This is a genomic window from Yoonia sp. BS5-3, from assembly GCF_038069655.2.
GTDB classification, from domain to species: Bacteria; Pseudomonadota; Alphaproteobacteria; order Rhodobacterales; family Rhodobacteraceae; genus Yoonia; species Yoonia phaeophyticola.
The window spans coordinates 2,501,209-2,525,292 of record NZ_CP150951.2 but is presented as its reverse complement, the minus strand read 5'-3'; the positions used below and the strand labels follow the sequence as shown (position 1 = coordinate 2,525,292).

Genomic DNA, 24,084 nt, shown 5'->3' with positions numbered 1-24,084 from the left:
AAGCAGGTCAGGCCTAGTTTTCAGCGATTGTTGCCTGAATCAGGATTTAGGGCGCTCCGTCCCTTTGGCAAAACCGATTTGATCGAGAAGTTGATCAAATGCATTTTGTTCATCCTTTTTCATCCGCGCCCCATTTTCGCCGATCACATATTCGGCCCGGTCCTCATTATCGCCCCGCCCTGCCTTGTCGAGTGCGGCCGAGGCCTGCGCCAGTCGCCAGGTCAACCCTTCATCCACAACACCGGTTAGATCTTCAACCGCATCCTCAATCTCGCGCGCATGACCGCGACGGGCCATCAGCTTTGCGAATTCTTCGGTCAGGCAAAGGCGCGCGATTTCGGCATCACCCGGACGCCGGATCGCGGGGCTTATTGCCACATGGCTTTGCGACATCAGTTTTTCAAGGGGTGTTTCGCCCAATTCGCCCAAAATAACGGCGCGCAAGTCGTCCGCGCCCAGATGTCGCAAGATCAGGTTTTGCAATTCTTGGTGCAGCGGATCGCGGCATTCAAGCTGCTCAAGCGCCGTTTCAAATTCAGCGGCCACAGCGGGGGCTGCGATCATTGTTGCCAGAATGACCCCCTCGCGCAGGTGGTCTTCGGCGGCAGCGCCCGTGCCCAGCGCCGAGTTTTTGCTGGTCGCAACCGGGCTCACATCGCGTTTCCACGCCTCTTGTCGTCCATTCCAGGCCCGCTGTGGCCCTTTGCGCGGTCCCGGTTTTGCATTGCTGAACAATGCCCAGCGCATATCCTTAATCGCCTGGCCGTAATGGGTGCGGATCGACGGGTCCGCGATCAATTTTATCTTGTCGCGCAAGGCCTTATCCAAGGCAGCCTTGCGCTCTGGGCTGTCAAACACCTTGCCTTCGGTTTCCCGCCGCCACAGCAGTGCGACCATCGGGATCGCCTGATCAAGCAGTTTTTGCATCGCCCCGGCCCCTTGGGTCTTGAGCAGATCATCAGGGTCCTGCCCTTCGGGCATCAAGGCAAAGCGCAGGGATTTGCCCGCCTCAAGCAGCGGCAGCGCAATATCGATCAGGCGCATCGCCGCGCGCAGCCCGGCTGTATCCCCATCAAGCGCGATGATCGGCTCGGGTGCGATCCGCCACAAAAGGCGTAACTGGTCTTCGGTGATGGCCGTTCCCAACGGGGCAACCGTGGCGGTAAAACCCGCCTCGGCCAGGGCGATCACGTCCATATAGCCCTCGGCCACGATCAGCGGTTTGCCTTTGCCTGCCGCCTCGCGCGCGGGTCCATGATTGAACAGGCTCCGCCCTTTATCAAACAGCGCTGTTTCGGGCGAATTATAATATTTGGCCGGGTGGTTGGGATCCATGGCGCGCCCGCCAAAGCCGATGGCCCGCCCCCGCGCATCCCGGATCGGGAACATGATCCGCCCGCGGAACCGGTCATAAGGCGCACCGCCCCGGTCGCTTTCTGCGGCAAGACCTGCCGCGATCACATCATCCTGTTTGACGCCTTTGCCCGTCAGGCTGGCAAGCACCCCGCCTTTGGCGGGGGCAAATCCGATTTCCCAGCGGGTCTGCGCCTCTGCGCTCAGCCCGCGCCTTTCAAGATAATCCCGGGCCTCAGAGGCCGCGCCAGTTTGCAATTGCAACCTGTGCCATTTGACCGCCTGTTCCATAACGTCGGTTAAGACGGCGCGCTGATCTGCTTTTTGCTGCGCTTGCGGGTCGCGTTCGGGCACGGTCATCCCCGCTTCGCTTGCCAAAATTTTCACGGCTTCCATGAAGTCGACATTTTCCGTCTCACGCACAAAGCTAATCGCATCCCCCTTAGCGTGGCATCCAAAGCAATAGTAATAGCCTTTCTGATCGTCGACGTGAAAGCTGGCCGTCTTTTCCTGATGGAAGGGGCATGGGGCCCAAAGATCACCCTTGCCTTGGTTGGACTTACGGGTGTCCCACATGACTTTACGCCCGACGACCTGCCCAAGGGACAGCCGGTTGCGTAATTCATCCAGAAAACCAGGGGGCAAGCTCATCGGCGCATTATCAGGCGGCCTGTCCCGAATGTCGACCCGGGCTATCCTGGGGCGCGATCAAAATTCTAGAATTTTGATCTAACGGGCCGCAACCCTGCGCATCACCGTTTCCAATTCATGCATCAGCGTCGCCGCCATCGATCGCATCACCATAATCTCGCAGTTATGCGCATCCACACGCGTGATCGCGATATGCAGCGCCCCTGCCATTGTTCGTGCCGAATATCCGGTTTTGAAATGGGCCGGCCGCAAATCAATCGGCACAAGGCGGGCCAGCACATCAATCATCTGCGTCCCGCATATCTTGACGACGGCCCAAGCATCGGACTGATCTGTCACCGCCGCCATCCCGGTCAATGAAACGGGGGCTGTCACCAGCCAAACCCCATGACCAAACCATTGGACGGTCACATTATCCTTTGTCTTGCGCCGCCCCAAGGGCGTCAATCCAAGCCCGATTTGCGCCTTCAAAGCTTCAGACACGGCGCTTTGCTGCATTTGAAAAGGCGCCACCGAAAAAAGCTGATCATAGATCACCTCGACCGCTTCGACATCCCCGATCCGAAGCGGCACGCCCGGCACGCAGGCCGGTTTCGCGATCAGCTTAACCACGCGCGCGCCCTCCGTCTGGATCAAAGAACACCGGATCGCAGATTTCAACCAAGGTCTGGGCTTTGCGCAAATGATCAACCATGCGCATTGTCTCGCCGTGCCGATCTCTGCCCGATTGCAAAAACCCAAGCCCAATATGGCCCTGCAAGGTCGGGGAATAACAAACGGAGGTCAGATGCCCCTGACTGTTTTCACGCGTCGCTTGGGCATCCGTTCCAAACAAATGCGCGCCGGCCCAAAGTGGTTGCGCTGCATCGATCGCGCGCAACCCGACAAGCTGCCCACGCATCGGATCAACCAGCCCGGGCCGCCTTGCAGCTGCCTGCCCGATGCAGTCTTTCTTGCGGCTGATCATCCGGTCCAACCCGATATCAAAGGCCGTCGTCCGCCCGTCCATTTCGGCATGCGTCAGAAACCCCTTCTCAATCCGCAGCACGTTCAACGCCTCCATCCCGTAAGGCCCACCCCCAAACGTTTCAGCCTGCGCCACGAGCATCCGAAACAGACTTTCGCCATAACGCGCAGGCACCGCGATCTCATAACCAAGCTCACCCGAGAACGAGACCCGGAACAAACGCCCCTTCACGCCGGACAGGTCAATGTCCCCGCAAGACATGAAGGGCCATTCGATCAACGGCACCTCCAAAACGCTTTCGAGCAACGCGCGACTTTGCGGGCCGGCGACAGCGAATTGCGCCCATTGTTCAGTCACAGACAAGGCCCGCGCATCCAGATCAGGGTGTAATACCTGCAATACAAATTCCAGATGGCGCATCACCTGGCCCGCCGCCGCCGTTGTTGTGGTGATCACAAAATGATCCTCGGTCAGGCGGGCGGCCGTTCCGTCATCCATCACATGACCATCCTCACGCAGCATCAACCCATAGCGCATGCGCCCCGGCCTGAGGGTCGACAGGGTGTTCGCATAAACAAAGTCCAGCAAAGCCGCGGCGCCGGGCCCCTGCACATCAATCTTACCAAGGGTTGAGACATCACAAATCCCCACTGCCTCCCGCACGAGGCGCACCTCACGGTCGCAGGACTGCCGCCAATGCGTCTCACTGGTCGCTGGGAAATAGCTGGGCCGATACCACAGCCCCGCTTCAACCATCGGAGCGCCGCGCGCGATACTGGCACTATGCGATGTGGTCAACCGCGCGGGGGCAAAGCCTTTGCCTTCCCCACCTGCCCCCATGGCCGCAATCGGCACCGGCACGTAAGGGGGCCGAAAGGTTGTGGTGCCGGTTTCGGCAATGCCGCGCCCGGTCGCATCGGCCAAAATAGCCAGAGCCACAACATGCGAAGACTTACCCTGATCGGGGGCCATGCCCTGTGTCGTATAGCGTTTCATATGTTCCACAGAGCGGAAATTTTCCTGCGCTGACAGGGCGATATCCTTCACATGAACATCATTTTGGAAATCGACCCATTTGCGCCCGCGCCCGGGCACGGCCCAAAACGGACTGATCCGGTAGGCTGCATCATCCGCAACGGGCACAGACATCTTCGGCTTTCGCCCCAGTTCCTTTGCGATTTCGGCCCCAACTTCGGCCCCTGCGCGCAAGCAGCCTGCCGTATCAAACACCCCGTTGCACGCACCTGCGGCCACAAGACCCGGGACACTGTCAGGGGTCGGCACGAAGGATGCAATCCGGGGCGACCAGACCGGGCGGCCATTCATATGGCAGGTCAAATGGACCGCCGGGTTCCATCCCCCTGACACAGCGAGGCAATCGGTCTTTATAGTGTGCGTGACACCCTGCTGCGCGATAGTGATGCTTTTCAGGGCATGGCGGCCTTGGGTGGCAACAACCTGCGCCCCGGCAAAAACCGGATAGTCAGCCTGCGCTGCGATATCCGCCCGCGTGTCGATCAGGGCCGCGACCTTTACCCCAGCTGCGTGCAAATCCCGTGCGGTGCGATGGGCATCATCATTATTGGCAAAAACCGTCACCGATTGACCCGGCGCGACACCCCAACGGTTGATGTAAGACCGGACAGAACCTGCCATCATGATGCCCGGGCGGTCGTTATTTGGAAAGGCGATCGGGCGCTCAAGCGCCCCCGTGCAAAGGATCGCATGTCTGGCGGCAATACGCCAAAAGCAATTGACCGGCTTGTCCGGCAGGCGAGGGCCCGCAATCCGCTCAAGCGCACTATAAGTGCCCTGATCATAAGCGCCGGTTACCGTTGTTCGCAGCATCAGGCGGACATTCTTCATCGCGCTCAGCTCGCCGAGAACCTTTTGCACCCAGGCGGGGCCGGGCTGGCCATCCACCTCTTCGACCTCGCGCAAAAGGCGGCCGCCCATGGCCGTATCTTCATCGGCCAAAATCACGTCAGCCCCGGCGCGGGCCGCAGTCAAGGCAGCCATCAATCCCGTTGGTCCGGCACCAATCACCAGAATATCGCAAAAGCCGAAGGCTTTTTCATTTTGGTCAAGGCTCGCATCGCCGCTAAGCGCGCCAAGACCTGCCGCGCGCCGGATAACTGGCTCATAAAGCGATTTCCAAAATCCTTTCGGCCACATGAAAGTCTTGTAATAAAACCCAGCACCCAGGAATGGCGCGCAGAGATCATTCACCGCCATCAGATCATAACGCAGACTGGGCCAGGCATTTTGGCTTAACACCTCAAGCCCTTCAGACACTTCAAGGGTCGTGGCACGCATATTCGGTTCCCGCTGCGCACCGCGCCCCACTGTGACAAGCGCATTGGGTTCTTCGGATCCTGCGGACATCACGCCGCGCGGGCGGTGATATTTGAAAGATCGCGCAACCAGTTTGACCCCGTTGGCCAGCAAAGCGGCAGCGACAGGCTCGCCCGGCACGCCCTGCAGCTGGCGGCCATCAAAGGTAAAGCTGACCAGTTTTTCGGGTGCCTTCAGCCTCATCTTTTGACCTTCTCGGCCAGCGTGACGCTGTCTATTGCATGGGTCTGCGTGTTACGCTCAATGACCAGCCAGGCGCCGCAGCCAGCTTCGTGGCACCACAAATCCCGCGTAAGACCTGCCGGATTGTCCCGAATATGCAGGTAATCATCCCAGGCCTCAGGCCCCGCATCCGGCGCTGGACGGCGCAGCGTCAAAGCATCGCCCTGATAGTAAAATTCGCGCCGGTCGCGCGCGCCGCAATTGGGGCATATGATCCGCATCGCTGCCTCCTCTAATGCAGATTGTGCTGAGAGCCGGTGCCCTCTTCATCCATCAACCCCGCCCCATCGCGGAACCGGTTCAACCTGAACTTTGCGGCGGGCGGGTGATGATGGCCGGTCGCCATCAAATGCGCAAAGCTGAAGCCAGACCCCGGCACCGCCTTGAACCCGCCATAACACCAACCGCAATCGATAAAGAGCCCGTCCGTATCTGTCTTGTCGATGATGGGCGATCCGTCAGGCGTCATATCCATGATCCCGCCCCAGGACCGCAGAACCTTGGCTTGCCCGATCATCGGCATCAACGTCATTGCAGCCTCCATCACATGTTCCTGCATCGGCAGATTGCCCCGTGCCGCGTAAGAGCTGTAAAAATCGATATCCCCCCCGAAGACCAAACCGCCCTTATCCGATTGGCTGATATAGAAATGCCCCATGCCAAAGCTGACCACGTGATCGATGCAGGGTTTCAGGCCCTCCGTGACAAAAGCCTGCAAGACATGGCTTTCGATCGGCAGCCGCATTCCTGCCATGGCTGCGACCTGACTGGATCTGCCAGCCACAACGATGCCAACTTTTCCGGCCCGGATCGCACCACGGGTCGTTTGCACGCCTATTACCTGACCGCCTTCAATATCGATGCCTGTCACTTCGCAGTTCTGAATGATGTCGACACCGCGTTGATCTGCCGCGCGCGCATAGCCCCAGGCCACCGCATCATGCCGTGCGGTGCCCCCACGCGGATGATACAGACCGCCATAAATTGGAAACCGCGCGTTGTCGAAATTCAGATAGGGCAGGATCCGGCGCACACCGTCGCAATCCAGCAGAATCGCGTCATCCCCCTGATTGATCATCGCATTGCCCCGCCGGGCGAAGGCATCACGCTGTCCATCTGAATGGAAAAGATTGATCAGCCCGCGCTGGGAATGCATGACATTATAATTGAGATCCTGGGCCAGCCCTTCCCAAAGCCTGAGCGAGTGGGAATAGAATTCCGAGTTCCCCGGCAAAAAGTAATTGGCCCGCACAATCGTGGTGTTCCGCCCCACATTGCCGCCGCCGATATACCCCTTTTCGAGCACCGCGATATTGGTCAGCCCATGTTCCTTTGCCAGATAGTAGGCCGTCGATAATCCATGCCCGCCGCCGCCAATGATGATCGCGTCATAGGCAGGCTTGGGGTCGGGGTTGCGCCAAACAGGTCTCCAGCCCTTTTGGCCGAAAATCCCCTCTTTGATCACCTCAAAGCCCGAGTAACGCATCGCATTTCCCTGTTGCCGCCTGCCAAAGCCTAGCAACAGACCCGGGCTGTTGCATATCCTCATTTCGACAGAAAGCGACCAACCGGCGACGTGTGATGTTAGTGAACGGTGATGACCTGTCCAGTTTGCGGCCCTTCCACGCATTTCACATAGGCAAGACCAACAGCTTTGCTGGGCACAGCTATGTGTCCGGGAAACCACTCCCCATAGCGCGGTACAGATATGTCAAGCAGGCCCGGGCTGACCACGTTCAGCCGTTGGCCTTTGGGCATTTCGATTGCTGCGCCCCTGACAAATCCGGCCAATGCACCATTGGCCGTCGCGGCACCGGCGCCCATACGGATGGGGTCTTGATCCAGGATTCCGCTGGTCAACGTGAATGATCCGCCATCAGCCACATAATCGCGCCCCGCCAAGACAAGATTGATCTGCCCCATCACCTTGTCCTTGAGACCGACCATAAACTGATCATGTGTGAATTCAGCCAAGGGCCCAAAATGAACATTTCCAGCGGTACAAACGACAGCATCAACCTGACCAACATGATCATACATCGCCGCAACAGAGACGGGATCGGCGATATCGCATGCCAGATCACCGCTAGTACGGCCAACGGTGATAATGTCATGTCTTGGGGATAATGCGGCCAGGGCCGCCTGCCCCACATCGCCGGTCGCGCCGATTAGAACAATCTTCATATTGACCTCTTTTTCCACGATATCTCTTTGAGAATGGGTTAGCACAACTCGCCCGGAACCTTTCAAGGCGGATCACGCCCAAAGGTGCTCCGCCTCAGTCTTAGGTTCAGGACCGAACTGCGGCTTTCCTTTCTAAAGCCCCTTCGCTTGATAACTGTCGGCCACCTTGCGGATCGAAACCAGATAAGCCGCTGTGCGCAGGTCCTGCACGTCGTCGCGGCCATGCCAAACCTCGCGCATCGCCTGATACGCCGCCCGCATCGTATCATCGAGCCCCGAGCGGACCAGCTCCAACTCGCCTGCGCCGCGCAGATATTTTTCCTTGAACCCCGGGCTTAGCTCCCAACCCAGCCCCTTGTCCGCCGAAAGGCGCTCCAACTCATCCACGACCAGTTGATGCCGGCTTTCTTCGGCCCGTCTTTGCATCCTGCCGAACCGGATATGGCTTAGGTTTTTGACCCATTCGAAATAGGAAACCGTTACCCCGCCTGCATTGGCATACATGTCGGGGATAATAATGCATCCCTTGGCCCGCAGAATATCATCAGCACCGGCGGTTATAGGCCCATTCGCCGCCTCGATGATCAACGGGGCCTTGATCCGTTCGGCGTTGGTCAGGTTGATAACCCCCTCCAAGGCGGCCGGGATCATGATGTCGCAATCCGCCTCTAACAGCAGCGCGCCGTCCGTGTGGTGATTGGCGTCTGGGTACCCGGTAACGCCCCCATGTTTGACGATCCATGCGCGCACAGCTTCGACATCCAATCCAGCCTCGTTGTGTAATGCGCCGTCCCGTTCGATGATCCCGGTGATGATCGCCCCATCTTCTTCAGACAGGAATTTGGCAGCGTGATAGCCCACATTGCCGAGCCCCTGAACAATGATACGCTTGCCTTCCAGATTGCCGGTCAGCTTGGCGGCAGCGACATCCTCGGGGTAGCGGAAAAATTCCCGCAGCGCGTATTGGACGCCGCGCCCTGTCGCCTCAACCCGGCCTGCAATGCCGCCAGCATGGGGCGGTTTGCCGGTGACGCATGCCGCGCCGTTAATATCGGTTGTGTTCATGCGTTTGTACTGATCGGCAATCCAGGCCATTTCCCTTTCGCCAGTCCCCATATCCGGGGCGGGGACATTTTGGGCGGGATGGATCAAATCGCGCTTGACCAGCTCATAGGCAAAGCGGCGGGTGATCAGCTCCATCTCATGTTCATCCCATGCACGCGGGTCCACACACAGCCCGCCTTTCGAGCCGCCGAATGGTGCCTCAACCAGGGCGCATTTATAGGTCATCAAAGCGGCCAAGGCTTCAACCTCGTCCTGGTGCACAGCTGTGGAAAAACGGATCCCGCCTTTGACCGGCTCCATATGTTCGGAATGGACAGATCTGTAGCCGGTAAATGTGTGAATTGCCCCGCGCAGACGAACCCCAAAACGGACGGTGTAAGTGGCGTTACAGACGCGTATTTTTTCCTCTAGACCGGGGCTTAAATCCATCAGCGCGACGGCCCTGTTGAACATCAAATCAACGGATTCGCGAAAGCTGGGTTCTTGCGGTGTTTCAGGCTCTGTCATGGTGGTTCCTTTTTCGCAGAGACATGCCCTTTTCGGGGCATATAGGCAGATGACAGCAACATGCACGTGATTCGCAAAAACTTAGCAAAGATCTTTTGTGCGACGAAAAAACGTGAAGATTCTATTAATCGGACAGGCCCAAGTGCTTTTCCAAAGCCGATTTGTTTCTGCCTCACAGACAGTTATGCCCAATTTGACGTAATGTCCCGACCCCGCAAGAGGAAATTCGCCACACCCGCAGATAAACGCCCAAATTTTGCCACAGCGTAATGTTTTTCGTGATATGTGGATTCAATCGCGCCGCGACGGGTGGCGCAGCTGCTACTGCCGCTATTGGGGAACATGATGATTACAAGATTTCGATCCAACACCGATGCCGCGCCGAACCTTCGCGCGCGCTTCCTTCGTGCCTTTGGGAAAGATGAAGATGGCGAGATCATCATTCTGACACTGATCCTGCTCATCATCATGCTTGTCGTGGGCGGCATGGGGGTTGACTTCATGCGGTTCGAGGCGCGCCGCGTCGTCCTGCAAAGTGTGTCTGATCGCGCGGTTCTTGCAGCGGCTGAATTGGATCAGTCACTCGACACCAAAGAGGTTGTTGTCAGCTATTTTGAAACGGCTGGTTATGAGGATTCGATTGTCGGTGAGCCCGAGATCGTCAATCTGGCGGGCTCACGGTCTGTGCAGGTGCGATCCCAAATCGACGTAAACACAATTTTTCTGCGCTTAATCGGCATGGATCAATTGGATGCGCCAGCACTGTCTGCGGCGGTCGAAGGCGCCAGCAACGTCGAGGTTTCGCTGGTACTTGATATTTCCGGCTCTATGGCAAACGCGGTGGCTGGTTCAACGAAAATGGAGCTGTTAAAAGCGGCGGCGTCAGACTTTGTCGATGATATCCTAAGCCCTGAATATCAGGATGAGGTGTCAATCTCACTCATCGCTTACTCCCAGCACGTCGCAGCAGGTCAGGCCCTTTTTGATGCGATCAATACAACGCCCGACTCGCTCTATTTGAATACATCCGGCCGCAGGACGACCGTCGAAGAAATCGATTCTTCGGATCCAGGATTTGATGATCTCGATCCTGACCTGGTGACGACGAACCACTCAACTTGCATCGACTTCGAGGCGAACGACTATGCAACCATGACATTTGATGTCGCGCGCACTTACGAGCAGGTCGAAACATTTGAGCATTATTCAAACTACAGCGGTGAGACTTTCAACAAACCGTTGTGCCCGCATGAAGACTTCCAAGCAATTATTCCGTTCAGCCAGAATGTTGCTGAGTTGCAGGCCGCCATCGGCCAGTATCAACCGACAAGCTTCACGTCGATCCATATCGGCATGCGTTGGGCAACTGCACTGATCGATCCCTCGATGCGTCCGCTTCTTGCGACTGTCAGCGGTCTGGACCCAGCCTTCGCAGGTGTCCGCCCTCTGGATTACACTGACACGAATGATGAAGAAAACAACGTGAAGTACATCGTTTTGATGACCGACGGGCAGAACGTGCGCGGACGCCGCCTCGACGACGATTATGGTGACGATTTCTATTATCGCCGTGCCGCAAACGAAAACCCATGGAACTACTGGCGCAACAACATTGACGATCACCCAAGTGGCGATACACCCACTCTCAACAATGTTTCTGAATATCCGGACACGGCTGCTCAGATGAACATTTGGCTCCAGCAAAGCTGCACGGCGGCCAAGGATGCGGGGGTGATCGTATTTACCATCGCGATGGGCGCTGGCGCTTCTGGTGAGGCAGAGATGCAAGAATGCGCGACATCGGAAAACTACTATTACGCAACCGAAGGCGGCGATATCAGCTATATCTTTGAAGAGATAGCAGCGAATATCACCGAACTGCGTCTGAGCCTGTGATGATGTCGAAACATAACAAACTGCGGGAGTTGCTGCGCAACTTCCGCCGTGACGAAGATGGTGTTGTGACGCTTGAGTTCGTCATCATCTTTCCGGTGTTCTTCTTCTTTTTCTTGATGACCATCGAAAGCGGGATCATTTCGCTGCAGCATTTTCGGCTTGAGCGGGCTGTCGACCTGACTGTGCGCGACATTCGGATTGGCGAAATGCGCAATCCAACGCGTCAGGAAATGCTTGAGAGCATCTGCGACATCGCCGCAACAATTCCAAATTGTGAGGCAGAGGTCGAGATCGAGCTGATTGTGAATGATCTGCGGAACTGGACTGCAGTGGATGGGCGAATTCAATGCATTGATCGCGGTGAAGATCCACCCTCAGGTGATAGTGTAATCCCGACCGGTGGTGACAATGAGCTGATGTATATGCGGGTCTGCGCCCGTATCGATCCGCTGATGCCAACGACCGGGCTTGGTAAAGCCATCGTCGACGGTAATTCAGGTAGTGCTGCCGCCGGCTCGTACGCGCTCGTTTCAACGGCCGCCTTTGTTATTGAACCATTTGGATCAGACTGATGAACTTAAAAACAGCAATCAACAACTTTTGGGCCGATGAAGACGGCGCGGTTATGTCACTCGGGCTTCTGTTTGCGGTGCCAATCCTCGTCTGGGCACTTTTGTCGACCTTTGTTTATCTCGACCTGTTCCGGACTGAACTGATCGCAAACAAAGCCGGCATCACACTTGCAGATATGATCAGCCGTGAAGAAAACCCGATCACAGATGACTATATTGATGGGGCCGTCGAGCTTCTCGAATTGCTGACCGAGGCCGACGATGCGCCCGACCTGCGCGTCACCGTTGTATGGTATGATGAAGATGCCGATGCCCTTGAGGTGTCATGGTCTGAACACCGGGGCTATGATGCACCCTACACAACGGCCGATATGACCACACTTCGAAACCGTATCCCGATTATGGGTAATTTCGACCGGGCGATCATCGTCGAAACCCGGACCGACTATAGCCAGCCGATTTCCTACTCAATGGGGCCATTTACCGGTGCTGACCTTAACGATGTTGAGTTCAACACGTTCACCGTGATTAAGCCACGCTTCACGCCCAATTTCTGCTTCGACGAAATCCCGAGTTCCGACACCAATGTGATGGACTGCTAAGCGGCGCGGCGCTGCGCGACACGAAAGGCGATCTGCTCGGCCATGAATTTGCATTGACCGGCAGAGGTTACGCCACCAACACCAACACGGCGCCCCAAGCGCCACCACAGCCCCGGAGCCCAGCTTCGGGGCTGTTTCGTTTCAAGCACCAGGATAAAACCGTTTGAGGGTTTGAAGGCAAAAACGCCCCTCTCGACGGCTTTGATGTCATCCATATGTGCCAGGACCGTCCCATTACTGTCCCGCAGCTCAGTTTCTGTAAGTTCGATCACCATCGTCGTGGCGCGTCGCAGCAACTCAGCCAGCCACAGCGCCCCAATCCCGAACATGAACATGAAAATCATCCAAAACAGGCCCGGGGGTTCCGACAGAACTGTCAGCAACACCACCGCGCCCAAAGATACGACAATCACATATGCAAACGCCCGGCGGATCGGCGATGCGCCGACAACCGCATAAACCCCGTTTTCGTCAGGATGGAACATTTCGATGGCCCCTACGACTAATCATTTTTGGCAAGCGGATGGGAGGCAACCCATCCGACTAGCCACCCGTCCATATCGGGTTCGACCGGAAAAGCCCATATGATTTGGCCAATTGGCGTGTTGCAACCCGGTCATCCACGCATTGATTGACAGCACCGCGCAGGACAGGCCCAAATCCAGCCATTCATATGATCCAGTCGGCCACAATCGGTCCGGCTTGTGAGAGACGATACCGGCCCGCAACAAGACCAAACTATCGTAAGCGGCGGTCTTCGCCACACAGAACCTCCAGGACAGTCCTGATCTTGTTCGCAGATGAATATTTCTTCTGGTCTGACGTCAAACGCTTTTCAGGATCTGATCAGTCTTGCTTTCGGTATCACGGCTTGCTGTCTCACCTTCGACCCTCAAAGTCTACGAGCCAGAAACCCTAGCTTACGCAACAGGCTTCGAATGCCCCAAGGGCTCCGACTTCGGAAAGTAGTGGAATTGTCCGCTACAGATTGATTTGACAATGTGAAACCATCATGTTCACGGGGTATCAGCCAGTCAGACGGCACATGTATCTCCGCTGTCGGGGTTCCGCTTCTGACATGTTCATCCAAAAGAACCCCCCTCAATTATCTCATTTGTCTAAATGCAACTATTCTCAGCCGCGTATTGCAAAAGACTGGCCCGCAAATCTAACAGACTTTGAGTGTCGAAAGACGCGATCCCAAAGGCACCTCTTTCAATGACGCTGACAGGGCCAAATTTGCCGAATGCAATACTACGATTGAGGCTTCCAACGACATCAACCCTTTGGTGTAGCTCATACTCTATCAGAGACGAATATTCATCGTGCGAACTAGGGAATTGATAGGGCCAATTGGATTGCGGGTAGGCACTAGCTACCCAACGGTCAAAGCTTAGCAACTGAGAATATCGCTCCCAATAGGCGTCGTTGTACTGAAGCGTAAGTAAGAAGTCAGTTCCGTCAGAAAACTCTTTTACTTCGACACGGGCATCAGAAAGGCTTCGAATTGTCGAGATATCCAAATAGCGCCAATATGCAAAGAACCCGTTATTACGTTCTGTCGGCTCGAAGCGACGCGCAAACGCCACTCCGCAACCTCGAAGATCCACCTTTTCATAGCCCACCGTTTCAAATGCAGAGACGAGTTGATCAGATGCCGTTTGTGTCTGCTGAACTTGTTGCGGTGTCGCGGTGGTCGCGAAAACTAAAAAGATAGCAGATAGCCAAGTACGCACATTCGAAACTGTCATCAAATTGCTTCTCGTCTCAAAACAAGGGTTAACTGATCATTAGCGATTTAAACCCAAGGGCCTCACTCCGGTAAAGGGTGAATCCACAAAATACCTGACTACCTTAGTCAAGCCAGAATCCCCCCTCCGATACTCCCAATCCCGGCAACAACCCGCCCCGCTGTACATACGCCGTATGTACAGGTTCTGTACGCAATCTGTACGATGATTTTCGCGCCAGCAGCACCACCAAAACGTCCCGCTGCGCGTCAGGTACGCCAAAGCCTTCGCATCCCACATGGGGGATTCCAGATCCGGAACGGAGGATGGCGAAGGCCCGGGAAGAGCGCGCGCCAAAAAGCAGTGGATGAGCAACCAATACTGAATTTACAGGGCCGGCCGAAAGGTGGCTCGAAATCCTGACGTCCCGGTTAAGTAAATAAAGACAAATACTTAAAAGTTATGGTGCGGGCGGTGGGACTCGAACCCACACGGGCACAAGGCCCAACAGATTTTAAGTCTGGTATGTCTACCATTCCATCACGCCCGCATCCTTGGCGCAGTCTTCTATGTTCGCCGCCGGACCCGTCTTCAGCCCGAAAGCGATCTAACAAACGCAACGCCTTGTTCCAAATGCAGATATCCGCACGGGGAACAAGAGCCTTGGGTCACGCCCCATGATCTGGGAAAAGAACCAAAGCCCGTATACTCCCTAAAGTCACATGGCTTTGATCACAATAGCCATTTGGCATTCATCCCCTGCCCAAATCTCAGATGTCTTGCCCCAACGGCTCGGTCAACAGCGCCCGCTCTTGTAGCCAGGGGTTCAATGCGACCGCTGCGCGCAACGCCTCTTGTGCGCCGTCCATCTGCCCCATGCCGATCAAAGTCAGCGCTTTGCCCGATAGGGCACCCGTGTGATTTGGGTTCAACGCCAAGGTCCGATCAATATCAATCAAAGCCGCCGCATAATCCTGCCGCAGATAGCTGACAAAGGCCCGCTGGTTGTACCCTTCGGCAAAGTCTGGGCAATACTCGACCAGTTGATCAAGCACATCTCTTGCGTTGAGCAGATCAAACATGGCCCGCAGCTGCATCCCCTGATCAAGCAGCAACTGCGCTTTGTCATCGGGCGCATCCGTCCAGAGCGCCCAAAGTTCAGCGTTCAATCCATCGGCCTGCGCCTGGCTTTCCGCCACGGCGAGGCCTTCAAACAGCTCATGGACCCGCGCGCTATGGTCCGGGCTGGCCGGGCATATGTCCGCCCAAGCCGGGCTCGCCAATACACAAAACAAGGTCATCAATCGCATGGTGCCAGCCTGCGCCCAGCACGCCGCCCCGGTCAAGTCCGTGTATCAAAGCGGTGTAGGTCCGTCTTCTTTGACAGCCTGCATCGCTACATAGGTCGATGTGTTGGACACATGCGGCAGGGTCGATATTTTCTCTGCCAAAACAGCACGATACCCGGTCATACCAGTTGTGCGCACCTTCAAAAGGTAATCAAACGCCCCTGCGATCAGGTGGCATTGCTCAATCTCGGGGATGTTGATCACGGCATTGTTAAAGGCTGCCAGCGCCGCCTCGCGCGTGTCGCTGAGCTTGACCTCAACAAAGGTCACATGGTCCCGCCCAAGCCGGATTGGATCAAATAGGGCGGTGTAACCAAGGATGATCTTTTGATCCTCAAGCCGTTTCAGCCGCGCTTGGGTTGGCGATTTTGAAAGCCCGATGCGCCGCGCCAGATCAGTAACACTGATCCGCCCATCCACCGCAAGATGATCAAGAATCTTGCTATCAAAGGAATCCAGCGGTTTATCCATTTCGACCATACTTTACCTCAAATTCAGTTCATTCGACCTTTGCGAGCACATTGAACAACACGACTAACCGCGAAATATCCATTATTCTAGTCCTATTGATCAGGAGCCTGAAGATGTCGCATCACGATACCAACCGCCTTTCTGCGCAAATGGACGCTGCAACCTATCTGGATGAGGCCACGGCCATCGCCGAACTCCGAAACGCCGCAAACCTGTCAACCGCCGACCGCGACCGCATCAGCACCCGTGCCGCCACCTTGATCCGCGATATTCGCAGCAGCGGCACCCCCGGCCTGATGGAGGTGTTTTTGGCCGAATACGGTCTGTCCACCGACGAAGGCATCGCCTTGATGTGTCTAGCCGAGGCGCTTTTGCGCGTTCCTGATACCGAAACCATCGACGCCCTGATCGAAGACAAGATCGCCCCATCCGATTGGGGAAAGCATCTTGGGCATTCTTCCTCCTCGCTGGTCAATGCCTCGACCTGGGCTTTGCTGCTAACCGGCCGCGTACTGGAAGAAACCAAGCCCGGTTTGGCAGGCGCTTTGCGCGGCGCGGTCAAACGTCTGGGCGAACCTGTGATCCGCACTGCGGTTGCCCGCGCCATGCGCGAGATGGGCCGCCAGTTTGTGCTGGGTGAGGATATTCACAAGGCCATGAAACGGGCTGAGGGGATGCAGGCCAAGGGGTTCACCTATAGCTATGATATGCTGGGCGAAGCTGCCCGCACAGAGGCCGATGCCCGCGGCTACCATCTGGCCTATTCGCGGGCCATCAGCGTGATTGCCGATCACTGCGTGCATGAAAGCGTCGCCGAGAACCCCGGCATTTCGGTCAAGCTATCCGCCCTGCATCCCCGTTATGAGCTGGCCCAGCGCGCCCGTGTCATGGCCGAGCTTGTCCCCCGTGTCCGCGCGTTGGCCATGCTGGCCAAATCTGCGGGCATGGGTTTTAACATCGACGCCGAAGAGGCTGACCGCCTGTCCCTTTCGCTTGAGGTCATCGGCGCCGTGCTTTGTGACCCTGCCCTTGCCGGTTGGGACGGGTTTGGCGTTGTCGTGCAGGCATATGGGCAGCGCGCCCCGCTTGTCATCGATCATCTTCATGCGCTTGCAACCCGGCTGGATCGCAAGATCATGGTGCGCCTTGTCAAAGGCGCCTATTGGGATGCCGAGATCAAGCGCGCTCAGGTCGAAGGGATTGATGGCTTTCCGGTTTTCACCCGTAAATCGCATACTGATATCAGCTACATCGCCAATGCTCGCAAATTGCTGGGCCTAACCGACCGGATTTACCCCCAATTTGCGACCCATAACGCCCATACGGTCGCAGCGATCCTTGATCTGGCCGCGCAGGTGGGCCGCACGCCTGCCGATTACGAATTCCAGCGGCTGCATGGCATGGGCGAGGCTTTGCATACGATCATCCTGCAATCCGAACAGACCCGCTGCCGCATCTACGCCCCCGTTGGTGCCCATGAAGATCTGCTGGCCTATCTGGTCCGCCGTTTGCTTGAGAACGGCGCGAATTCCAGTTTCGTCAATCAGATTGTCGATGATCAGATCCCGCCCGAAACCATCGCAGCTTGCCCGTTTGATCAGGCCCAATCCAATTGCCCCCTCCCCACTGGCCCCGCGCTTTTTCAACCGCAGCGGATTAATGCAAAAGGTTGGGATCTAAGCCACCTGCCGACCCTTGCCACCATCGACAAAAGCCGCGCTGCGTTCCTGCCCTATCAATGGCAGGCTGCGCCGATCCTTGCCACCGACACCGGCGATGGCCCCACCCAGCAGGTCGTCAATCCAGCCCGCCCCGATGACATCGTCGGACAGGTCCAATGCGCGACGATGCAAGACGTTGACACCGCATTGGCCGCTGCCCAGCCTTGGGATGACAGCGCGGTGCACCGGGCGCGTATCCTGAACGCCGCAGCAGACGCCTATGAGGCACATGCCCCTGAGTTGTTTGCGCTTCTCGCGCGTGAGGCGGGCAAATGCCTGCCCGATGTGGTCGCCGAGCTGCGCGAGGCGGTAGATTTTCTGCGCTATTACGCAGCTGGCGCGCCGCAGGACCATCCCCCGCGCGGGATTTGGACCTGCATCAGCCCCTGGAATTTTCCATTGGCGATTTTCACCGGCCAAATTGCCGCCGCCCTGGCAACCGGCAATGCGGTGCTGGCCAAACCAGCGGGCCAGACGCCACTGATCGCGGCCCGTGCTGTCCAGCTCTTGCATGGGGCTGGCGTGCCGCGCACAGCGCTGCAACTATTGCCCGGCGAAGGCGATATCGGCGCCGCACTTTGTGCAGACCGGCGCATTGCCGGAGTTGCCTTTACCGGCTCGACCGCCACCGCCCTGCGCATCCGGCAAAGCATGGCAGCCCATTGCGCGCCCGGCACGCCCTTGATTGCCGAAACAGGCGGTTTGAATGCGATGATCGTCGACAGCACCGCCCTGCCCGAACATGCGGTGCGCGATATTATCAACAGCGCTTTCCGATCTGCCGGGCAGCGCTGTTCGGCGCTGCGCTGTCTTTATGTGCAAGACGATATTGCAGATAAGCTTTGCGAAATGCTGTTCGGTGCGATGGATGAACTGGCCCTTGGCGATCCATGGGACCTGTCCACCGATCTGGGGCCCGTGATTGATGATGCGGCCTTCCAATCGATCACAGATCATATTGAGACCGCCCGCAATGAAGGTCGGATCATCCATCAAATAGATACGGCCCCGCGCCCGGGCTTTGTCCCGCCAACAGCGATCCGGGTCGATAGCATTGCCGACATGAAACAAGAGGTCTTCGGCCCGGTCCTGCATATCGCCACCTTTCGCGCGACCGAGATTGAGCAGGTCATCGCATCCATCAACGCCACCGGCTATGGGCTGACATGCGGGCTGCACACGCGGATTGATGACCGCGTGCAGATGATCGTTGAACAGGTCCATGCGGGAAATATCTATGTAAATCGCGACCAGATCGGTGCGGTTGTGGGCAGCCAACCCTTTGGCGGCGAGGGGCTTTCCGGCACTGGCCCAAAGGCCGGCGGACCCCACTATCTGGCCCGCTTTGTCGTGCAGGACAATCCGCAAGTTGCAGGCTCATGGACGGGCGAAGCTGACATCGCCAAGCTGCAAAAGCAGCTGCGCGTCGCACAGCACCCTGCCCCAACACAGCCCACGGACCTGCCCGGGCCAACCGGCGAATCCAACCGGCACAGCCTGCATGCGCGTGGGCCGATCCTTTGCCTGGGTCCCGGAGAGGCGGCCGCAGATGCGCAGCGCGATGCAGTCACACAGCTTGGCGGGATCGGGATCAGCGCAGGCGGCGTATTGTCCCCCGATACCCTGCAGACGCTTTCGCCGATCGCCGGCGTGCTTTGGTGGGGCGATGCCGCGACAGCGCAGCAGATCGAAACCGCCCTTAGCCAGCGGCACGGGCCGATCATCCCGCTGATCACCACCGCGCCCGATACCGCGCATGTTCTGCATGAGCGACATATTTGCATCGACACCACTGCCGCCGGAGGAAACGCAGAATTGCTTGCGCGCAGCGCAATTGAGACAAGTGCTTGACGCCCATGGCTACATCGCAGACGGTTTGCGCATGTTACCGATCCGAGATCATAACCCGTCCGAGCGCACCCCTTATGTCACCCTCACGCTGATTGTGGTGAATGTGGCGATCTTCCTGTGGGGGATTGCTTTTGTGCAAAATGACCAAGCGCTTGGGCAGCTTTACTATGACTACGCGCTGATCCCGTTGCGCCTGTCCCATGGGGAAAACTACCCCGCTTTGATTACATCAATTTTCCTGCACGGGGGCTTTATGCACCTGGCTGGGAATATGCTGTTTTTATGGATTTTCGGTGACAATCTGGAAGAGGAAATGGGCCATCTGCCATTTCTGCTTTTCTATGTGATCTGCGGTGTACTGGCGAGCCTGGTGCAGTTTTCTGCAGCGCCCACATCGCCGATCCCAACGGTTGGCGCATCAGGCGCAATTGCGGGGGTGATGGGCGGCTATCTGCTGCTATTCCCCAAAGCGCGGGTCGATATTTTTGTGTTTTTCATCGTCTTTTTCCGCATCTTCCCGATCCCTGCATGGCTTATGCTGGGGCTGTGGTTTGCACTGCAACTGTTCAACGGGTTCTCGGTGGATGTCTCGGGCGGGGGCGTGGCCTATTGGGCGCATGCGGGCGGCTTTGTCATCGGATTTATCGCATCCATACCGCTTTGGATCAAACGCGGCAGCACCGCCTTTTGGAAACGCACCGAAGGGCACCCGCCGCATCCCGAAACGGTTTACGCGCGCAGCAATGTGCCCCTGGTACGGCGCTAAGATCAGTTTTGGCGGATCACCTTGGCGAAACTGTCAAAGATCGGCTCATTCGCGCAGATAAGCGCACCGTCATCCATGATATCGCCCTCAGGGTTTAGTGGCTCAATCATCCCGCCAGCCTCGCGCAGGATGATGATACCTGCAGCAATATCCCAGATGTTCAAACGGCGTTCCCAAAAGCCATCATAGCGGCCAGCGGCCACATAGGCCAAATCCAAGGCCGCCGCCCCAAAACGGCGCACACCTGCGCAGGCGGGCAAGATACGGGCCAGATCCTGAAGCGTTTCAGGCAAATCAGAACGGCCCGCAAATGGCAGGCCCGTCGCAAAGATGGACTCGATCATGCGATTGCGGCTTGAAACGCGCAAACGGCCTTCGTTGAGCCAGGAACCACCACCTTTTTCGGCGTAGAACATCTCATCCTTTACGGGGTCATAGATAACGCCAGCGACAATCTGGCCCTTATGTTCCAACGCGATCGAAACGGCCCAATGCGGCAGGCCGTGTAGGAAATTCGTGGTGCCATCAAGCGGATCGACAATCCAGCGGCGGGTCGGGTCATCACCGTCAATCTCTTTACCCTCTTCGCCCAGAAACCCGTAGGTCGGGCGGGCATGCATCAGATCTTCGCGGATGGTCTGTTCGGCCGTGCGGTCAGCACGGCTGACGAAATCACCGGGGCCTTTGGCGCTGACCTGCAGGTTCTCAACCTCGCCAAAGTCCTTCAGCAACGCGCGGCCCGCCTTGCGCGCCGTTTTCATCATCACGTTCAGATTTGCACTGCCAGCCATGCCGAGGATCCTTTTGCGGGGGTCAAGCCGGGCGTATAGGCCCAAGCTGGCGGCGGAACAAGGGGCAAGTGTTCCTTAACCATAGGCAAAGTCTACGTCGGGATTTAACGGATTATTTCCACGAAAAAAGCATACCCTTTGCAGGAGGCATACCAAAGTCAAATGCATCGTGGTCAGTTAAACTATTTTTTGCATCAAACGCAGATCGCCGGGCATATCTCGGGGCGTGATGTCGCCAAGCGGGTCGCGACAGCCATGATGATGGTGATGGTCTGCTACCTGGCCGGGTTTGAACGGGCCGCGTTGATCACTGGTGCCATCGTGATCGCGATTGAGTGTACGACATACCCACTCAATAAAAGGGCCAGCCAATTTGACAAACCGCTTGGCGTCATGCTGGCGACGGCGGTCTTTGCTCTGAATTGGGCAACGACGCTGCCTTTTTTGGCGTTCTCGGTCATCCTGTCCAACAGTGACAATCTGCCGTTTATCTTGGCCGGATATCTTTGGATATTTGGTATCTTGGTCCATATCAGCAACACATTCGGGCAATTGCCATTCTACAACTGGTCCCAAATGATGCCCGCATTCGGAACGACGTTCTGGATGTTTGAAAACCTTTCCACAAACCCGGCCCATCAATCCAGCAATCTGGAATGGGCTGTGGTTGCAGCGCTTTGCGTTGTCTATATCGTCAATACATTCGATACGATGAACCGGCAGAAAGACACCAACCGCGCCCTGGAAAGGGCCCGCGAGGAAGCCAATTTGCGCCTGATGGAGCTTGAGCGTTTGTCACGATACGACGCGCTCACCGATCTGATGAACAGGCGGGCTTTTGATGAAATTGTCGAAAGCCTCATGCGGCAACATGCCGATAAGCTGGGCGTGACCGTATTCTTAATGGATCTGGACGGGTTCAAGCCGATCAATGACAGCTACAGCCATTCCGCTGGGGACGCGGTGCTTTGCACCATCGCGCAAAGGCTGCGCAAACTTGTCGGCAAAGATGGGCATGTCGCGCGGCTTGGCGGTGATGAGTTTGCGGTTGTGAAGACTGATTTTATGACCTCCGAACAAGCCAAACACTTTGGCGAATACCTTCTTGCCGTGATCGACCGGCCTATTCCGTTTGAACAAAAAATGCTGCAGGTCAGTGCCAGTATCGGGATCGCCCGCCAGGGCGCGGACACCGCCGATTTGGCGACATTAATGTCTGGCGCAGATCAGGCCATGTTTTCGGCCAAGAATGACGCAAATCACGACGCCGTCATTTTTGACAAAGCGGCATTCCCGGTGCGGGCCAGCCTTGATGACCGCAAGGTTCTGGTCGACGCTATGCGCAACGGCGAAATCGTACCCTTCTATCAACCCAAAATCGCGCTGGAAAGCAAACGGATCATCGGGTTTGAGGCCCTTTCTCGCTGGCAACATCCTGAACGCGGCATCCTCTCGCCTGCCGCATTTCTTCCCCAAATCAATGAGTTAGGGCTGCAGGGCGAATTCACGCTGCACACCGCCGAACGCGTGCTCAGCGATCTAGATGATCTTGTTCGCGACGGGCTTGATCCGGGTCAGGTTTCAATCAACGTGTCGGAGACGACACTGGCGACAGTTTCAGGTCACAATGATCTTCTGGCGCAAATCGACCTTTACCCGCATTTGCGGCGACATCTGACATTCGAAATTACCGAAGATATCTTTATCGCCCGATCCAGCGATATCATTCAACGATCAATCGCCAATTTCAGAGAAGCGGGCGTGCGGATTTCACTTGATGACTTTGGAACCGGATTTGCGTCTTTCCAGCATCTCAAAGATCTGGAATTCGATGAACTCAAACTCGATACAGGTTTTGTACGTGATCTTGGCGTTGACCCTGCGGCGCACGTGCTTGTTGAAGGGCTTCTGACAATCGGGGAAGGTCTTGGCGTTGTTGTTGTGGCAGAAGGGGTCGAAACCCCGCAGCAGGAACAGATGTTGACCGAAATGGGGTGCAGCATCGTTCAAGGTTATCTATACGGCATGGCCGCACCAATCTCTGAGACAAAACTGCGTTTGACAGTCGAAGGTTACAGGTATCCGGCCGATCACCAGCGGCAACATGGCGCGTTCAATGACGTTGCAGTTTCACGGCCTCTTGTCGTGCAAGCCGCGTCAAATGGGCCATGAATGGCAGGCTGGTCTCATCGCTGCGGGTCGCCGCATAAAGCCGCCGGGTAATCCCATCAGCGGTTAGGGGCCGGGTCACATAGTCCGAATTATAGCGCACCTGCCGGACCACCCAGTCAGGTAACACCGCAACACCGCGATTAGACGCAACCAGCAGCAGGATCACGGCTGTCAGTTCCACCTGACGCACAGCGGCCGGTTCAATACGGGCGGGCGTCAAAAGCTGCGAAAAAACATCAAGGCGTGCGGGTTCTACCGGGTAGGTGATCAAGGTCTCGCCGCGAAAATCAGCGGCCTCGACAAAGTCTTTTTGGGCCAGCGGATGCGTCGACGAGGCCACAAAAACGGGTTCATAATCAAAAAGCGGCGTGTAATCAGTGTCCGGTGACGGCTCGGGGTCCGAGGTGACGACCAAATCGACCTCTTCCTTGCGAAGCGCCGGCAGTGCGTCAAAGGCAAGACCAGGGCGAATGTCGACATCGACCTCGGGCCAGGCTTTGCGAAACTGCTCAAGCACCGGGAAAAGCCACTCAAAACAGGCATGGCACTCAATGGCGATATGCAACCGGCCAGCGCTGCCCGCGATCAACCCTGAAAATTCAGTCTCAAGGGCGGCAACCCGGGGCAAAATCTCTTCTGCTGCGGCCAGCATTTTCATACCCGCCGCTGACAGTTTCAGCGGCTTTGAGCGGCGCACAAAAAGTTCGACCCCTGCCTGATCCTCTATCCCTTTGATTTGGTGGGATAAAGCTGACTGCGTGATATTCAGCTGATCGGCAGCCTTGGCCAAACCACCGGTATCATGGATGGCTTTGATCGTGCGTAGATGGCGAAACTCAATATGCATATATGAGCGGCC

Annotated in this window: 20 protein-coding genes and 1 tRNA gene; 6 read left to right on the top strand and 15 right to left on the bottom strand. The window is 56.7% G+C overall.

Features of this window, described 5'->3' with window-relative positions:
• Positions 1-39: 39 nt before the first annotated feature.
• The 7 genes from dnaG to AABB29_RS12705 all read right to left on the bottom strand — a co-directional run bounded on the left by dnaG (position 40) and on the right by AABB29_RS12705 (position 9,304).
• The gene (gene dnaG, locus AABB29_RS12735) at positions 40-2,004 is read right to left on the bottom strand and encodes a DNA primase (RefSeq protein ID WP_341366556.1); all 1,965 of its coding nucleotides are present in this window, start codon (positions 2,002-2,004) and stop codon (positions 40-42) included.
• A gap of 78 nt (positions 2,005-2,082) precedes the next feature.
• Positions 2,083-2,616 carry a sarcosine oxidase subunit gamma gene (locus AABB29_RS12730; RefSeq protein ID WP_341366557.1) on the bottom strand — a complete coding sequence of 178 codons (534 nt, stop codon included), beginning with the start codon at positions 2,614-2,616 and terminating at the stop codon, positions 2,083-2,085.
• Entirely contained in the window at positions 2,609-5,509 is a 2,901-nt protein-coding gene (locus AABB29_RS12725) for a sarcosine oxidase subunit alpha family protein (RefSeq protein ID WP_341366558.1), read from the bottom strand. Before AABB29_RS12725 ends, AABB29_RS12730 begins: the two co-directional genes overlap by 8 nt.
• Entirely contained in the window at positions 5,506-5,769 is a 264-nt protein-coding gene (locus AABB29_RS12720; protein ID WP_341366559.1) for a sarcosine oxidase subunit delta, read from the bottom strand. The genes AABB29_RS12725 and AABB29_RS12720 overlap by 4 nt, the downstream gene beginning before the upstream one ends.
• Before the next feature lie 11 nt (positions 5,770-5,780).
• Positions 5,781-7,034, bottom strand: a complete 1,254-nt coding sequence (locus tag AABB29_RS12715; RefSeq protein ID WP_341366560.1) for a sarcosine oxidase subunit beta family protein — start codon at positions 7,032-7,034, stop codon at positions 5,781-5,783.
• Positions 7,035-7,132: 98 nt separating this feature from the next.
• Positions 7,133-7,732, bottom strand: coding sequence for a short chain dehydrogenase (locus AABB29_RS12710; RefSeq protein ID WP_341366561.1), 600 nt, complete (start codon positions 7,730-7,732; stop codon positions 7,133-7,135).
• A gap of 132 nt (positions 7,733-7,864) precedes the next feature.
• Positions 7,865-9,304, bottom strand: coding sequence for a Glu/Leu/Phe/Val dehydrogenase (locus AABB29_RS12705; RefSeq protein WP_373636554.1), 1,440 nt, complete (start codon positions 9,302-9,304; stop codon positions 7,865-7,867).
• 342 nt (positions 9,305-9,646) lie between these two features.
• Between AABB29_RS12705 and AABB29_RS12700 the strand changes: the two genes are divergently transcribed.
• The 3 genes from AABB29_RS12700 to AABB29_RS12690 are packed head-to-tail and all read left to right on the top strand — an operon-like array spanning position 9,647 to position 12,374.
• Entirely contained in the window at positions 9,647-11,200 is a 1,554-nt protein-coding gene (locus AABB29_RS12700; RefSeq protein WP_373636552.1) for a pilus assembly protein TadG-related protein, read from the top strand.
• Entirely contained in the window at positions 11,200-11,772 is a 573-nt protein-coding gene (locus tag AABB29_RS12695; protein WP_341366564.1) for a TadE/TadG family type IV pilus assembly protein, read from the top strand. The genes AABB29_RS12700 and AABB29_RS12695 overlap by 1 nt, the downstream gene beginning before the upstream one ends.
• Positions 11,772-12,374 (top strand): hypothetical protein, encoded by a 603-nt coding sequence (locus tag AABB29_RS12690; RefSeq protein ID WP_341366565.1) that lies wholly within the window; start codon positions 11,772-11,774, stop codon positions 12,372-12,374. The genes AABB29_RS12695 and AABB29_RS12690 overlap by 1 nt, the downstream gene beginning before the upstream one ends.
• Here AABB29_RS12690 and AABB29_RS12685 read toward each other — a convergent pair.
• The 6 genes from AABB29_RS12685 to AABB29_RS12660 form a co-directional block, all read right to left on the bottom strand.
• Positions 12,371-12,859: a hypothetical protein gene (locus tag AABB29_RS12685; RefSeq protein WP_341366566.1), complete on the bottom strand. Its 489-nt coding sequence runs from the start codon at positions 12,857-12,859 to the stop codon at positions 12,371-12,373. The two genes, AABB29_RS12690 and AABB29_RS12685, sit on opposite strands and share 4 nt — an antisense overlap.
• A gap of 58 nt (positions 12,860-12,917) precedes the next feature.
• Positions 12,918-13,043: a hypothetical protein gene (locus AABB29_RS12680; RefSeq protein ID WP_341366567.1), complete on the bottom strand. Its 126-nt coding sequence runs from the start codon at positions 13,041-13,043 to the stop codon at positions 12,918-12,920.
• Positions 13,044-13,492: 449 nt separating this feature from the next.
• A complete protein-coding gene (locus AABB29_RS12675; protein ID WP_341366568.1) occupies positions 13,493-14,125 on the bottom strand; it encodes a hypothetical protein in 633 nt (210 codons plus the stop codon).
• Between the two features lie 442 nt (positions 14,126-14,567).
• Positions 14,568-14,654: transfer RNA gene (locus tag AABB29_RS12670), tRNA-Leu, on the bottom strand.
• A 220-nt stretch (positions 14,655-14,874) separates the two neighbouring features.
• Positions 14,875-15,414, bottom strand: a complete 540-nt coding sequence (locus tag AABB29_RS12665) for a hypothetical protein (RefSeq protein WP_341366569.1) — start codon at positions 15,412-15,414, stop codon at positions 14,875-14,877.
• Between the two features lie 45 nt (positions 15,415-15,459).
• Positions 15,460-15,924: an Lrp/AsnC family transcriptional regulator gene (locus tag AABB29_RS12660; RefSeq protein WP_373636551.1), complete on the bottom strand. Its 465-nt coding sequence runs from the start codon at positions 15,922-15,924 to the stop codon at positions 15,460-15,462.
• 113 nt (positions 15,925-16,037) lie between these two features.
• Here AABB29_RS12660 and putA point away from each other — a divergent pair, with 113 nt between their 5' ends.
• Together putA and AABB29_RS12650 are read left to right on the top strand one after the other, a co-directional pair.
• A complete protein-coding gene (putA, locus tag AABB29_RS12655; protein WP_341366571.1) occupies positions 16,038-19,496 on the top strand; it encodes a bifunctional proline dehydrogenase/L-glutamate gamma-semialdehyde dehydrogenase PutA in 3,459 nt (1,152 codons plus the stop codon).
• Between the two features lie 31 nt (positions 19,497-19,527).
• Entirely contained in the window at positions 19,528-20,262 is a 735-nt protein-coding gene (locus AABB29_RS12650) for a rhomboid family intramembrane serine protease (protein ID WP_341366572.1), read from the top strand.
• A gap of 2 nt (positions 20,263-20,264) precedes the next feature.
• On the opposite strand, the gene AABB29_RS12645 is transcribed toward AABB29_RS12650, so the two are convergent.
• Entirely contained in the window at positions 20,265-21,053 is a 789-nt protein-coding gene (locus AABB29_RS12645) for an inositol monophosphatase family protein (protein ID WP_341366573.1), read from the bottom strand.
• A 162-nt stretch (positions 21,054-21,215) separates the two neighbouring features.
• Here AABB29_RS12645 and AABB29_RS12640 point away from each other — a divergent pair, with 162 nt between their 5' ends.
• A complete protein-coding gene (locus AABB29_RS12640) occupies positions 21,216-23,225 on the top strand; it encodes an EAL domain-containing protein (protein ID WP_341366574.1) in 2,010 nt (669 codons plus the stop codon).
• On the opposite strand, the gene AABB29_RS12635 is transcribed toward AABB29_RS12640, so the two are convergent.
• Positions 23,167-24,072 (bottom strand): LysR family transcriptional regulator, encoded by a 906-nt coding sequence (locus AABB29_RS12635; RefSeq protein WP_341366575.1) that lies wholly within the window; start codon positions 24,070-24,072, stop codon positions 23,167-23,169. The genes AABB29_RS12640 and AABB29_RS12635 overlap by 59 nt on opposite strands.
• Positions 24,073-24,084: the final 12 nt, after the last annotated feature.

Coding starts and splice junctions, on each gene's coding strand:
- putA (WP_341366571.1), top strand. CDS start 16,038: ATGTCGCATCACGATACCAACCGCCTTTCTGCGCAAATGGACGCTGCA.
- AABB29_RS12675 (WP_341366568.1), bottom strand. CDS start 14,125: ATGACAGTTTCGAATGTGCGTACTTGGCTATCTGCTATCTTTTTAGTT.
- AABB29_RS12665 (WP_341366569.1), bottom strand. CDS start 15,414: ATGCGATTGATGACCTTGTTTTGTGTATTGGCGAGCCCGGCTTGGGCG.
- AABB29_RS12635 (WP_341366575.1), bottom strand. CDS start 24,072: ATGCATATTGAGTTTCGCCATCTACGCACGATCAAAGCCATCCATGAT.
- AABB29_RS12705 (WP_373636554.1), bottom strand. CDS start 9,304: ATGACAGAGCCTGAAACACCGCAAGAACCCAGCTTTCGCGAATCCGTT.
- AABB29_RS12680 (WP_341366567.1), bottom strand. CDS start 13,043: ATGGCTGGATTTGGGCCTGTCCTGCGCGGTGCTGTCAATCAATGCGTG.
- AABB29_RS12690 (WP_341366565.1), top strand. CDS start 11,772: ATGAACTTAAAAACAGCAATCAACAACTTTTGGGCCGATGAAGACGGC.
- AABB29_RS12685 (WP_341366566.1), bottom strand. CDS start 12,859: ATGTTCCATCCTGACGAAAACGGGGTTTATGCGGTTGTCGGCGCATCG.
- dnaG (WP_341366556.1), bottom strand. CDS start 2,004: ATGAGCTTGCCCCCTGGTTTTCTGGATGAATTACGCAACCGGCTGTCC.
- AABB29_RS12645 (WP_341366573.1), bottom strand. CDS start 21,053: ATGGCTGGCAGTGCAAATCTGAACGTGATGATGAAAACGGCGCGCAAG.
- AABB29_RS12650 (WP_341366572.1), top strand. CDS start 19,528: ATGTTACCGATCCGAGATCATAACCCGTCCGAGCGCACCCCTTATGTC.
- AABB29_RS12700 (WP_373636552.1), top strand. CDS start 9,647: ATGATGATTACAAGATTTCGATCCAACACCGATGCCGCGCCGAACCTT.
- AABB29_RS12660 (WP_373636551.1), bottom strand. CDS start 15,924: ATGGATAAACCGCTGGATTCCTTTGATAGCAAGATTCTTGATCATCTT.
- AABB29_RS12640 (WP_341366574.1), top strand. CDS start 21,216: ATGCATCGTGGTCAGTTAAACTATTTTTTGCATCAAACGCAGATCGCC.
- AABB29_RS12710 (WP_341366561.1), bottom strand. CDS start 7,732: ATGAAGATTGTTCTAATCGGCGCGACCGGCGATGTGGGGCAGGCGGCC.
- AABB29_RS12695 (WP_341366564.1), top strand. CDS start 11,200: ATGATGTCGAAACATAACAAACTGCGGGAGTTGCTGCGCAACTTCCGC.
- AABB29_RS12720 (WP_341366559.1), bottom strand. CDS start 5,769: ATGCGGATCATATGCCCCAATTGCGGCGCGCGCGACCGGCGCGAATTT.
- AABB29_RS12725 (WP_341366558.1), bottom strand. CDS start 5,509: ATGAGGCTGAAGGCACCCGAAAAACTGGTCAGCTTTACCTTTGATGGC.
- AABB29_RS12715 (WP_341366560.1), bottom strand. CDS start 7,034: ATGCGTTACTCGGGCTTTGAGGTGATCAAAGAGGGGATTTTCGGCCAA.